Genomic DNA, 12801 nt, shown 5'->3' on the forward strand with positions numbered 1-12801 from the left:
GTTTTGCACAAGCGGGATGCGCGTTTGTGACGTCACCAGGTTGTACCGTACGTTCGGCAGCCATCGCTGGCGTGAAGGTTAACGCAGCAGTCACTACATCGAATTTCGCGAGGGCAAGCCGATCGGTACCACCCCGAGCCATTCGCACGGTGACTCACTACAGCAGCGAAGCCAATGGACAAATTCAGGATCCATCGTCTGCCGAGCGACGCAACTATGAAGCTCTGCCTTTCTGGCGAATTCCCAGCCAGCACCGGTGCCCCCATGCTGGTGCGATAGCCGACGATTTCACCGGATGGGAGCCAGGTCGCCTTCGCCTATGACGATCTGGCGGATTCTCTCCATTGGCGCCGAAGCGGTGTCGTTGCTCACCGCCCGAAAATGCCTTGCGACTCGGCCCAGCACTGCTACGGTGAACTGCGGCGTGGAATAGTTCCCATGCCTTTGGTACTTCACGTCGGAGGGAGGCCACCTATGGATAACTGCAAGCAGCCAACAGACCATGACGAATCCGGGGCGGATGAGCGCTTCCACTGCCTGGAGTACCTCGATGACGACTTCCCCTACTACAACGGCAAGCCCGTGGGCCTTTCAGGCAAACAATGGCTGCTGCTGATGTTTGGGGTGCTGGCCGGGTTCCTGGTGTTGATAGCGCCGTTGCCATTGTTTGCGGGAAACATTGGGCAGTTCATTCCCGCAATCCTGTTCTTCGCCATTCCGCTGGCGACGCTGGCATGTATCACTCCGCAACATTGGATGGCACTGTTCCACAGGGTCACGGGCCGCGACATCAAATGGATGATACTGTTCGCGCTGCTCAATATCGTGGTCACCATGGTCATAGGCCTGGTGGTCATGAAGACCCTGGGGACGCACTCAAACCCGGTTTTCGCAGGGATGGCGACGCAAACACCCGTCGAGCACCTACTGTTCTTTCTCAAGACGCTGCCGCAGTTATTGGGCGAGGAGGTGCTGACGATCCTGCCATTCCTTGCACTGATGACGTTCCTGAACACGCGGTTGCACTGGTCACGCAAGGGAACGATCGTCGGTGCCTGGCTATTGTCGGCCCTGCTCTTCGGCGCGGCGCACCTGCCGACCTATGATTGGAACATGGTGCAGGCGTTCGTCGTTATCGGCAGCGCTCGGCTGGTCCTGCTGCTGCCCTATATCATGACGAAGAACATCTGGGTCTCCACGGGTGCTCATATACTCAACGACTGGACGCTCTTCATCATCGCCCTGTTGGGCGCCATCCCCCCTGGGCACTAAGGCCAAGCCGAGTTGCGCGATCGGCCGGGCCAAGCCCTGTGGGTCTGCCGGCCGCGCGCGAAAGAGGCGCTTGGATGCATCAGAGGTTGCCTTCAGACCCGGTGTAACTTGCGCCCTGGACTTTGCCACTGGCACTGGACAGGCACGACCAAGGCGCGTCCGCCTCAGGTACGCTGATCGTCACGCCAATTCCTGCTTCGGCGGTCATGACGTCGGTCACCGAAAGTTTGCTGACGGCCACACCGGTTTTCTTCGCCACCTCGGCCAGGCAGGCCTTCTCCGCCTTGCTGGTGGCAGATGTGCCACTGTTGCTATTGGCACTCACAGCGCCCGATGTCGCTAGCTGGCAAACCCCGTTAGCCCCGCCTTTACCGGTATAGGATACGTCCCATGATTCATCTGGATTGCGCGTGAGGGAAATCGCCACGCCAGAGCCCCTGGCTTCATAGGCGTTGTCGTTGAACTTCTTCAGTTTGGCCTCTTTGCCATTGATGAACACTGGCCCGCCCTTATCCGCGTGCACGGCGATATTGGTCGGGCACTCGTAGTTGAGCTGCGGAATATCAGCACTGGCCGCGGTGGCAAACAGTAAAGTGGTGGCTCCCAACAAAAACCTGTTCATGTTCATGCGACGTTCTCTTTCCGTTTGAGAGTGGTTGGGTTTACTGCACAAGCATCATTGTCATGCGACAGCGCACGCAAGGCCGAAGTTAGCTGAAACGACTTGTCTCCACCTCGACGACACGGCTTCGGCAGTATAGGTGGTAGTGGGCAGTTTGAACGGCCACACGCTCACGGCCGGATCTAATTGTCGGGTAGTCAGACGCGGTTGCCCGCATCCCCCGGACATGCGAGTTTCCCAGCACACGGCTCAAGCCTCTGCTAAGGCGCTATGGGGCACCCGGTTGTACATCGTCGACGTTGGCAAATTGCACATCCCTTGGGCACCGCAGGTGGTAGATCTCAAGATTGGCGGCTGCATCCGTCCCTCCGTGACTCAGCTTCACAACATGGCGGCTATGCCTCGGTGTGTCTTTGGTGACCGGCTCAAGGCATGCGCAGCTTATGAGTCAGGGCACACGCCTTGAGGAAGCCTCGCAGTTCTCTGACGAAGAGAGCAATCGTTTCTTCAGTCGCATGGTTGTTCGCGCGGAGACCCTGCCGTTTGACATCGAAGTGTTGAAACGCAAAGTCGAACCGCTCGCACAAGAGATGTCGATGAACTGGCGTCTGGTCGACAGCGACCAGCGCAAGCGTGTGGTGCTGATGTGCAGCAAAGGCTCGCACTGCATGACCGATCTGCTCGATCGCTGGAAGACCGGTGATCTGGTCTGTGACATCGCCTGTGTGATCTCCAACCATGAGGATTTGCGCAGTCTGGTTGAGTGGTACGGCATTCCATTCGAATACGTACCGGTCGACAAAGACAACAAGGCCGCAGGGTTTGCCAAAACCGAACAACTGATCGATGAGTACCGCGCGGACTGCATCGTTCTTGCTCGTTACATGCAGATCCTGCCGCAGAACCTGTGTGAAAAATACCGCCATAAAGTGATCAACATTCATCACAGCTTCCTGCCCTCGTTCATCGCTGCAAAGCCGTATCACCAGGCGTCCCGTCGTGGAGTAAAGCTGATCGGCGCGACCTGCCACTACGTGACCGAAGACCTCGACGAGGGGCCGATCATTGAGCAGGACGTCGTGCGCGTCAGCCACGAACAGTCTGTCGATGATCTTGTGCGGTTAGGCAAAGACGTCGAAAAAACCGTATTGGCCCGTGGGCTTCGAAACCATCTCGAAGATCGTGTGCTCGTGTATACGCCAGCATTACCGGCTTAACAGTTTCCAGATTTTTCGAAGGGTGTAGCAGTTCGTTCATCGAGATCGAGTGAGGCGGGATTGTTGGCGGGCCATGCTCCTCGCCTGGGCCTCGTGCCCTGAACCAATACTTCGTAAAAAACGAACTGTTCGCAACGAATAAACGATTTTTGTTGATGTAGAAGGCTCGTTAACATGACTCCTCCAGTCTATTTCTGTTTCATGCGGAGACAGTCAATGACCTCCATCAGCGTCGGCCAACCCTGGATGTGGGCCGCCTTCGTCGTGTTCGTCCTTGCCATGCTGGCGCTCGATCTGTTCGTCTTCGGCGGACGTAAGGCGCATCGTGTTTCGGTCCGCGAAGCGCTGGCCTGGGTCATCGCCTGGATCAGTTTGGCGCTGGTCTTCGCCGTCCTGCTCTGGTGGTATCTGCGCAGCATGTTCGGCGTCGAAGTGGCCCAGCGTACAACGCTCGAATTTCTGACGGGTTACTTGATCGAACAGTCGCTGTCGATCGACAACATGTTCGTTTTCGTGATGATCTTCGGCTACTTCGCCGTGCCGCCAGAGTTGCAGCGCCGTGTCCTGCTCTATGGCGTGCTCGGCGCCATCGTCATGCGTGCCGGTATGATTTTCGCCGGTGTCTGGCTGGTGCGGGAGTTTGCCTGGCTGCTCTATGTCTTTGGTGCTTTCCTCGTCATCACCGGCATCAAGATGCTGATCTTCGCCAACCAGCAGCCAGACCTCGAAAAGAACCCTTTGCTACGCTGGCTGCGTAGCCATATTCGCATCACCGACGGCTTTCACGGCGAGCGCTTCTTCGTGCGCCAGAACGGCCTGCGCTGGGCGACGCCGATGTTCCTCGTGCTGGTGCTGATCGAGGCCAGTGACCTGGTGTTCGCGGTGGATAGTATCCCGGCTATCTTCGCCGTCACCACCGACCCCTTCATCGTGTTCACCTCCAACATCTTCGCCATCATGGGCCTGCGCGCACTGTATTTTCTGCTTGCCGACATGGCCGACCGCTTTCACTTGCTCAAATATGGCCTGGCCATCGTACTGGTGTTCATCGGCGGCAAGATGCTGCTCGCGCCGTGGTGGCACGTGCCGATCCAATGGTCGCTGACCACAGTCGGCGGCATCATATTGATTTCGGTCCTGTTGAGTCTGGCTTTAACGAAGAGCAAAGCACGGCTTATGGAAGAGCAATGATGAATCAGAGATGTTGGCGCTGATGAGGTTTTGACCCAGGCTACCGGAAATCAATGACCTACCCGATTACTTTGTTATCGATGGTCTTATGCGTGTCTTCACACACCTCCTTGTCACGGATCTTGTGAATGACCGTTTTAGCGATTTCATCCTGTCGCAACCGGCTGAAACGGCCAGAAGCCGCCTCTCGACAAATACAACCATCGATCATCAATATCTCCAGAAAACGGGAGTTACCAGTACCAGCACAGTCAGGATTTCCAGCCTTCCTAGAAGCATTCCAACGGTCAGTAGCCATTTGGCGGCATCCGGTAATGTTGAGAAATTACCTGCCGGCCCAATGATCGTGCTGAGCCCTGGCCCGACGTTACACACCGCAGTAGCGGCGCCGCTCAATGCTGTTGTCCAATCAAGTCCAATGAGAGCCAGGCCCAAGGCGATGACAGCAATGGTGATGGTGAAGAAAAACGAGAAGGTCAGCAGCGAGCGCACGATCTCCTCGTCGATGGGATGGCCGTTGTATTTCTTCTGAATCACGGCTCGAGGATGGATCAACTGCTTCAAGCTGCTGACCAATAGAGCGGCAGCCACCTGAAAACGGAAGATTTTAAGACCGCCTGCCGTTGAGCCGGAGCAGCCACCAACAAAGGTCAAATAGAAAAACAGCAAGACAGCGAAGCTGCCCCACAAGGTGTAGTCGCCAACCGCAATTCCGGTGGTCGTGACAACCGATGTCACATTAACTGCCACGATACGAAACGCATCCCACCATCCGTAATCGCTGTGGAGATACAGCCAGGTGCCTACAGCCAGTGATGTGACGAGCAAGAACCCAATGAATCCGCGGACTTGGTGATCCTTGATCAGCGCACGTCGATTACCCCGCAATGACGCGACATACAAGGTGAATGGCAGACTGCCCAGAATCATGATGGCTACCGCCACCCAGTGAATCGATGGTTGCGTCCAATGCCCAAGAGAGGCATCAGAAGTTGAGAGGAAGACATCAAGGTTGGCCGTCACTTCAGAACCTGTTCACCACGCTGGGTGATTTTTGGGTTCTGCGTTGATCTTTGCAGCTTGGGCAGTGGGTTAATTTGAGGGTTTTTGCTGATTCCGGGTGTACCTATCCCGTGGCCGGCGGCCCTTGTGAGGTGAGCGAACAACGCTGGTTCCTGAAGGCCCGCTACTCGCTACGCAGGGCGTGCCCCGTGGGGCAACGATATTCCTGCGCTTCTTCATTCCATTGAAAATCACTGATCGAGAGGCTCCCGACCTCGGCGGTTCGATGAGCTGGCGTCGGTTCCACATCCATGATCACGCCATGCTCGACATCAATCAGGTAGTTCGTCGAGTACGCGAAGAACCCCGGACCTCCTGGCACTGCGGTCCAACGAGAAAGCGGATCAGTCAGCGACAGGCGCTTGGGCAGTGCTTCGGCCAAAGCTTCTTCATCCAGCGCTTCAAGGTATTCACGGACGGCGCGAGTACTAAGCGACGGATCGCTCCAGTTGATCTATTCATTTCCGGGTACGCCACGTCGCCGACTGGCGTGCGCCTTGATGACGCTCGCGCCCACAGCAAAACCTTCGCCCTTGACCAGACCGGCGTCCATGCAGCGACGCAGCACTTCGTTGAACAGCCAGCGAAACAACGAGCTGTCGCGAAAACGAAAAGAGCGGCCATTGGTGAAAGACAGAATCCGTCTGGATTTACGTTGCGTGATTCGGCGAGTAAGAGCCTGAGCGCCTCAGACCTTGCTCTTTAACAGCAGCATCCAGTGGATGTGATTGCCTGCGCAATTGCGGTTTAAAATTTCTATTTGACTACTTCGGGGCTACGCTAGCCTGATCGTTACCTGACAGGAGGCTTCATGAGCAACTTTCCTATCGTTGCCACGGTTCTTTCGATGTTGTTGGGACTGTCTGTCACCCGTCTACTTCTTGGTGTGTTGACCGTTTTCCGAATCCGCCGTTCCGCGGCGCCCGATTGGGTTGCACTTGTCTGGGCAATCATGCTTTTCACGATACAACTGGATTTTTGGTGGGCTGTCAATGCACTGCCTGAGGTAAAGGAGTCATACTCATTTTCAGAGTTTTTATTGCTCGTTCTATTGGCGCTTTCACTGTTTGTTTCTGCCGCCCTATTGCTGCCAAGCCGAAGTGAGGACGAGCAAGATGGCCTTCGTGTTTACTTCGAACAGGATGGCCGTTATGCACTGTTATCGCTGTCGACTTATCTTTTTCTCGGATTTGTCGTAAACATCCTTTTATTTAAATCCTCTCCGATAGCGCTGTGGGGTGCCTTTGACGTTATTATGATTATTCTTCCTGTCTGTGCATTTGCTGCCAAATCACGAAAGTTATATTCTTTTATAACTCTGATTTATGTGCCGCTTAGTGCGATTGACTTAACCATTTCACTCACAAACTAAGCAAGTTGTGTGATCATTCGGAAGATTACGTAGCCGAAGAAAATCCAGTGCGTGTGGTCGATGTTTTCGTCGGTGAGCTCGACCTGGGCGCACTGGGTTTTGAGGGCGTCGATCCTGCCGCAACGGGTCGTCCGGCCTACCACCCAGCGGTGTTGCTGAAGATCTATATCTACGGCAAAGCCATTCGCAGCGTATGCCGCCAGTTCGTAGTTCTTTGTCGCAACCTCAATTTCTTCTCCCAATCGATCATCGCCATCGATGGCAGCAAGTTCAAAACCGTCAACAACCGTGAGCGCAATTTCACCCAGGGAATAGTGAAGGCACGCATGTCTCGACCTTCACTTATTGGACAGGCACTCACAGGAGTGCGCCTAAACACACCAAAGCTATCCACAATTAGCGTGGGTAGATCTGTGGATAATTGCCCAGAGGCCACGGATTACGGGGGCTGCAATGTTTTGTTCATAAATTGATCAGGCTGTCGCGCTGGCACTCGACGGCCGCACCAGTGTCACGGCTTCGGCACCCGTTTCCAGGTGCCGGACCCGCCCAGCTACAACCAGGCTTTGATCTGCGCGCACACCGCCTGAGTCGAAATCCCGTAACGATCATGCAAGGTCGGCAGGGCGCCGGCGTCGAGGAACGCGTCGGGCAATGCAATCTGCCTGAACGTCGGCGTCACACCGTTGCGCAGCAACAACCCGGCAACCGCCTCACCCAAGCCGCCAATGATCGAGCTGTTTTCTGCAGTGACTACCAGGCGCCCGGACTTGCGAGCCTCCGCCAGAATGGTCTGTTCATCCAGCGGCTTGATGGTCGGTACGTGCAGCACCGCGACATCCACGCCGTCAGCTTTCAGGGCCTTGGCCGCTTCCAGCGAGCGCATGGTCATCAGGCCGGTGGAGATGATCAGCACATCGTTGCCGGTGCGCAGGGTCTTGGCCTTGCCGATTTCGAACTGGTAGCCGTATTCGTCCAGCACCAGCGGCACGTTGCCGCGCAGCAGGCGCATGTAGACCGGCCCCTGGTGGGCGGCGATGGCGGGTACGGCCTGCTCGATTTCCAGGGCATCGCACGGATCGACGATCATCAGGTTGGGCATGGCGCGGAAGATCGCCAGGTCGTCCGTGGCCTGGTGGCTGGGGCCGTACCCGGTGGTGAGGCCGGGCAGGCCGCAGACGATTTTGACGTTGAGGTTTTCCTCGGCAATCGCCATGCAGATGAAGTCATAGGCGCGGCGCGAAGCGAACACGGCGTAGGTGGTGGCGAAGGGCACGAAGCCTTCACGGGCCATGCCGGCGGCGGCGCTCATCAGCAACTGTTCGGCCATGCCCATTTGATAGAAGCGGTCCGGATGGGCCTTGGCGAAGATGTGCAGGTCGGTGTACTTGGACAGGTCGGCGGACAGCCCGACAATGTCGGCGCGTTGTTCGGCCAGCGCCGCCAGGGCGTGGCCGAAAGGTGCGGATCGGGTGGCCTGGCCTTCGCAGGCAATGGACGCAATCATCGCCGAGGTGGTCAGGCGCTTCTTGCCCGGTTCGCTAGTCGAAGTGTTGGCGGCGTTGCTCATTGGTTTTTTCCTTGTTCAAGGTTGTTCAGTGCCAGGTCCCACTCATGTTCTTCCACGCGGATGAAGTGGTTTTTCTCGCGGTTCTCCAGGAAGGGCACACCTTTACCCATTTTCGTGTCGCAGATGATCACCCGTGGCTGGGCGTCGGGATGGTGGCGGGCGGCATCGAATGCCGTGACCAGTGCATCGATGTCGTTGCCATCCACGCGCTGGGTGAACCAGCCAAAGGCTTGCCAGCGATCGACAATCGGCTCGAACGAGAGGATTTCACTGGAGTAGCCATCGGCTTGCTGATTGTTGACGTCGACGATGGCGATCAGGTTGTCGAGCTTCCAGTGGGACGCCGACATCACCGCTTCCCAGGTCGAGCCTTCATTCAGTTCGCCGTCCGACAGTAGGTTGTAGACGAAGGAGGCCGAGCCTTTGCGCTTGAGCCCCAGGCAGGCACCGACCGCAATGCCCAGGCCCTGGCCCAGCGAACCCCCGGTGATTTCCATGCCCGGGGTGTAGGCGGCCATGCCCGACATCGGCAGGCGGCTGTCGTCCGAACCGTAGGTTTCCAGCTCATCGAGCGGGATGATCTCGGCTTCGATCAGGGCCGCGTACAGCGCAATCGCGTAGTGCCCGATGGAGAGGTAGAAGCGATCGCGCGCCTCCCATTCCGGGTCCTGCGGCTGATGATTCAGCGCATGGAAGTAGGAGACTGCCAACAGGTCGGCTGCACCGAGGGCCTGGCCGACATAGCCCTGGCCCTGGACCTGGCCCATGCGCAGCGCGTGGCGACGAATGTTGTGTGCGCGTTCAACCAGCGTCGTGGTTGAAGCAGGTGAAGGATTATTTGTCATGATGAAACTCCGTTAACTCAACGATTGACCAGGGCGGCGGGGATGCGCAGCACCAGCAGGGCGCCGGCCACCAGCACGCCGGTGATCAGGTACATGCCGATGGCGCTGGAGCCGGTCAGTGTGGTGATCCAGCCAATCAGGTAGGGCGAGCAGAAGCCGGCCAGGTTGGCGAAGCTGTTGACGGCCGCGATTCCGGCGGCGGCGGAAACGCCACCCAGCAGCGTGGTGGGCAGCATCCAGAACAGTGAGGTCGCGGACAGGATGCCGGAGGCCGCCAGGCACAGACTGAGGATCGACAGGGTCACATTGCCCCCCATCAACGCCGCCAGACTCAGGCCGACAGCGCCGGCGATCATCGGCACGATCAGATGCCAACGCCGTTCACGATGTTTATCGCCACTGCGACCGACCAGCAGCATCGCCACGATCGCGCAGAGGTAAGGCAGGCTGGTGAGGAAGCCGATGTGCAGTGGGTCGGCAACCCCGGCGTTGCGCACCAGTGTCGGCAGCCAGAAGGTGATTGCGTACTGACCCATCACCACGCAGAAGTAGATGGCGGCCAGCAACCACAGACGGCGATCACGGATGAACTCGCCGACGGAGGCATGGGTGACTTTCTGCTGATTGTCCTCGGCCAGTTCCCGAGTGATCAGTTGCTTTTCTTCGTCGTTGAGCCAGTTGGCCTGATGCACGCCGTCCTTGAGATAGCTCAGCACCAGCAGGCCGACCAGCACCGTCGACACGGCCTCGAGGACGAACATCCACTGCCAGCCGGCCCAGCCATGCATGCCGGCGAAGTGGTTCATGATCCAGCCGGAGAGCGGGCCACCGACCATGCCCGACAGCGGAATGGCGATGAACCACAACACGGTCATGCGGGCACGGCGATAGGACGGGAACCAATAGGTCAGGTACAGCAACAGGCCCGGCGCCAGGCCGGCTTCGGCGATGCCCAGCAGAAAGCGCAGGGCATAGAACTGCCAGGCGGTTTCGACGAAGGCGAACAGGGCGGAGACGATGCCCCAGGTGATCATGATGCGGGCGATCCAGACCCGTGCGCCGACCTTGTGCAGGATGATGTTGCTCGGCACTTCGCAGAGGAAGTAACCGATGAAGAACATGCCAGCGCCCAGGCCGTAGACCGTGCCTCGCCCAGGCTCCTGGAAAAGCGTCCGATCCGCACCGCAGCGGATTTGCTCGACAGCCAATTGATCCTGTCGGAAGCGACCCTGATCAAGTGGCCGCAGCTGTTTGCCCAACACGGTGTGTCGCGCCCGGAAAAGCCCTATACCCTGAGCTTCGACCGTTCCTACATGACGCTGGAAGCAGCCCATCACGGCCTGGGTTTCGCCCTGGAAAGCACCTTGCTGGCCCAGGATTACCTCGAGCGCGGTGCCTTGGTCGAGGTCGCACCGGCATTGAGCTCACCGATCACCGCCCACCACCTGGTGTTTCCCCGCGCCCATTCGAACTTTCCCCGAGTGCGGCGCTTTCTGGAGTGGATGCAGAAGGAGTTGGGGCATGATTTCAGTTATTGATGTTCCCTCAGTCGGCCCGATGGTGTCGCCCCATGTTGAAATGTACAAAAGGGGGCTGGAGCCGGGAGAGCAGATTTACTATCGATCGCCGACGTCAGTTCCATGGGAACTGACGTATCCAGCTAAAGCCCAATCGCGGCGCAAAGGCACGTGTCTAGATACAAGCAACCCTAACCATGAGTTTGCCATTGTTGCTACCTTTGAAAACATGTTTCAAAGCTTCTGGAGCCAACTCCAGTCCTTCCACAATATGGGCGCGATGCTGAATTTTTCCGCGCTCGTAAAAATGTTTGAGGATCGCGTCGAATTCACCCATTCGAGATGAAAAGTCTGGCACGACGAAACCTTGAATATGGGCTCTCCTGAACAATATCTGTGGCAGATTTTCACATCCATAGGCGTGTATCGGGTCAGCCAAGTCGTACTGCGACATAGCCCCACACACTGCAATTCGGCAACCAACTGCCATATTGGAAAGTACGGCGTCAAGAATCGGGCCACCGACATTATCGAAGTAGACGTCGATGCCCTCGGGGCAAAGCTGAGACAAAGCAACTGCCACGTCTTCGTGCTTGTAATCGATTGCGCCGTCCAGGCCAAACTCGCTGATCAATAGCCTGCATTTCTCTGGGCCGCCGGCGATGCCAATGACTCGGTTGCCCTGTGCTTTTGCCATTTGTGCGGCAATGGATCCAGTTGCACCCGCCGCTCCTGATACAACCACCACATCATTTGGACTTGCTTGCCCAATCTCAAAAAGTCCAATGGCTGCAGCGCGACCCACATGCGAAAAAATCGAAAGGTGCGCCTCCAGGGGTATATGGGACCCACTGGTAAAACGCTCGATAAGCATCGGTTGTGCAATGGAGTATCGCTCCCAACCCCACATGCCTTTGACCAGATCGCCGGGGGCGAAATCCGTTGAGCGAGACGCCTCAACTACTCCTATAGCCTGGCCAATCATTACACTGCCTATCGCGAGAGGCAGATAACTGGAGCTGGGTTCAAGCTTCAACCAGTTACGGCTGGTGGGATCCAGGGAGATCAGTAGGGTCTTTACCAAGACTTCACCATCGCCAGGCTGCGCAATGGGTCTTCTTTCCCAGCGCAGACACTCAGGGTTGTATTCACCCCTTGAGGGTTCAGCGATTACCCAGGCTTCGTTTTGCATATGGCTTCCATCTCGTTGTTTTCGATTGTCGCGACAAAGCATCAAAGCAAGGTGGCTCGGAAATGGAGAACCCTTTAAAAAAACCAGGTCCGTCCCCTGACATTTACTTGATAAGTGGCGTTCGCGATGGGTGAACTCATTCCGACTCAAACGCCAAGATGGCCTTGATCAACTGACGTGCAGCATCACTAGCAAATCGGATTTGAAGTGTCCGTCGCTGGTTACCCGGGTGTGAGGGAGCGAACTCCACGAGCAATTCTCGATCTGCGGCTTCAAATCGCACCGCGGAAAGCGCCTGTATATGAGCGATAGTGAAAATCATCGATTAGTCTGATGCCAGAAGCGCAGTAGTGCCATTCGCCTGTGGCATCCCTCCCAGAGAAACAGTTAGTTTGAGTAATACGTCAATCGCAAGCTCAGGAATTCAGGGCCATCCTCGAAACCCTTGCGGCAGATTGCACGGTGCATTGGCTATCTGACAGGCGCTAGGCACCTGGGGGGTATAAGAGCGGGGAGCAGGTGAGATTAGTAAAATGGCCATTGCTGCGAAAAGGCAGGCCAGCAGTGCGATCGATTTTATTTTTGTTTTCATTTCTTCGTCTCTTGAGGGCACAAATTAGCCTCAGCTTGCGTTGCCTGAAGGCGAATGGGTCCTATCTTTCGGTAGTGCGCAGATGTCTTCGACGAGTGGGATTTGCGGGTCTGAGGTATAGATTCAGAGCCAGCGAATAGCTGACACGGATGGCATAACTCAGGGGGGGTGATAGGCCACTATGAGCACGACGCAGCGGCATTTCGCCGCCACGCCCGGGAGCCAGTTAAAAATCAGGCTGCACTAAAGGTTTTATGCGGATCTATGACGAATTTCTTCGGCACTCCCGCGTCAAACTCGCCATACCCCTCAGGCGCCTGATCCAGGCTGATCACCTGCACACCCACCA

Annotated in this window: 7 protein-coding genes and 7 pseudogenes; 6 read left to right on the plus strand and 8 right to left on the minus strand. The window is 56.8% G+C overall.

Annotation, left to right across the window (positions count from 1 at the left end; translation table 11 throughout):
* The first annotated feature begins 474 nt into the window (after positions 1-474).
* Positions 475-1272, plus strand: coding sequence for a CPBP family intramembrane glutamic endopeptidase (locus NR126_RS28035; RefSeq protein WP_256832454.1), 798 nt, complete (start codon positions 475-477; stop codon positions 1270-1272).
* A gap of 340 nt (positions 1273-1612) precedes the next feature.
* Here NR126_RS28035 and NR126_RS28040 read toward each other — a convergent pair.
* Positions 1613-1894: pseudogene (locus NR126_RS28040) on the minus strand (hypothetical protein); the annotation flags it as partial.
* Between the two features lie 446 nt (positions 1895-2340).
* On the opposite strand from NR126_RS28040, the pseudogene purU reads away from it, so the two are divergent.
* Both purU and NR126_RS28050 read left to right on the plus strand, forming a co-directional pair.
* Positions 2341-3111 (plus strand): annotated as a pseudogene (purU, locus tag NR126_RS28045) (formyltetrahydrofolate deformylase); the annotation flags it as partial.
* Between the two features lie 216 nt (positions 3112-3327).
* Positions 3328-4302, plus strand: a complete 975-nt coding sequence (locus NR126_RS28050; RefSeq protein WP_105756067.1) for a TerC family protein — start codon at positions 3328-3330, stop codon at positions 4300-4302.
* A 210-nt stretch (positions 4303-4512) separates the two neighbouring features.
* Here the strand turns inward: NR126_RS28050 and NR126_RS28055 are convergent.
* Positions 4513-5298 (minus strand): annotated as a pseudogene (locus tag NR126_RS28055) (TrkH family potassium uptake protein); the annotation flags it as partial.
* Between the two features lie 193 nt (positions 5299-5491).
* Positions 5492-5998 (minus strand): annotated as a pseudogene (locus NR126_RS28060) (IS5/IS1182 family transposase); the annotation flags it as partial.
* 177 nt (positions 5999-6175) lie between these two features.
* On the opposite strand from NR126_RS28060, the gene NR126_RS28065 reads away from it, so the two are divergent.
* Together NR126_RS28065 and NR126_RS28070 are read left to right on the plus strand one after the other, a co-directional pair.
* A complete protein-coding gene (locus NR126_RS28065) occupies positions 6176-6736 on the plus strand; it encodes a hypothetical protein (protein ID WP_027620492.1) in 561 nt (186 codons plus the stop codon).
* A 5-nt stretch (positions 6737-6741) separates the two neighbouring features.
* A pseudogene (locus NR126_RS28070) lies at positions 6742-7071 on the plus strand (IS5/IS1182 family transposase); the annotation flags it as partial.
* Between the two features lie 218 nt (positions 7072-7289).
* Here the strand turns inward: NR126_RS28070 and NR126_RS28075 are convergent.
* The 3 genes and pseudogenes from NR126_RS28075 to NR126_RS28085 form a co-directional block, all read right to left on the minus strand.
* Positions 7290-8306 (minus strand): transketolase family protein, encoded by a 1017-nt coding sequence (locus NR126_RS28075; RefSeq protein WP_027620490.1) that lies wholly within the window; start codon positions 8304-8306, stop codon positions 7290-7292.
* Complete coding sequence (locus NR126_RS28080; RefSeq protein ID WP_256832456.1) at positions 8303-9151, minus strand: transketolase; 849 nt, start codon at positions 9149-9151, stop codon at positions 8303-8305. The genes NR126_RS28075 and NR126_RS28080 overlap by 4 nt, the downstream gene beginning before the upstream one ends.
* 17 nt (positions 9152-9168) lie before the next feature.
* A pseudogene (locus NR126_RS28085) lies at positions 9169-10293 on the minus strand (MFS transporter); the annotation flags it as partial.
* 3 nt (positions 10294-10296) lie between these two features.
* Here NR126_RS28085 and NR126_RS28090 point away from each other — a divergent pair.
* A pseudogene (locus NR126_RS28090) lies at positions 10297-10689 on the plus strand (LysR substrate-binding domain-containing protein); the annotation flags it as partial.
* Positions 10690-10843: 154 nt separating this feature from the next.
* Here the strand turns inward: NR126_RS28090 and NR126_RS28095 are convergent.
* Both NR126_RS28095 and NR126_RS28100 read right to left on the minus strand, forming a co-directional pair.
* Positions 10844-11860 (minus strand): NADP-dependent oxidoreductase, encoded by a 1017-nt coding sequence (locus tag NR126_RS28095; protein WP_158261861.1) that lies wholly within the window; start codon positions 11858-11860, stop codon positions 10844-10846.
* Between the two features lie 825 nt (positions 11861-12685).
* Positions 12686-12801, minus strand: a 116-nt coding sequence (locus NR126_RS28100) for a hypothetical protein (protein ID WP_256832457.1), incomplete at its 5' end; no start/stop codon positions are given.

The organism is Pseudomonas sp. Pse1 (assembly GCF_024519635.1).
Classification (GTDB): domain Bacteria; phylum Pseudomonadota; class Gammaproteobacteria; order Pseudomonadales; family Pseudomonadaceae; genus Aquipseudomonas.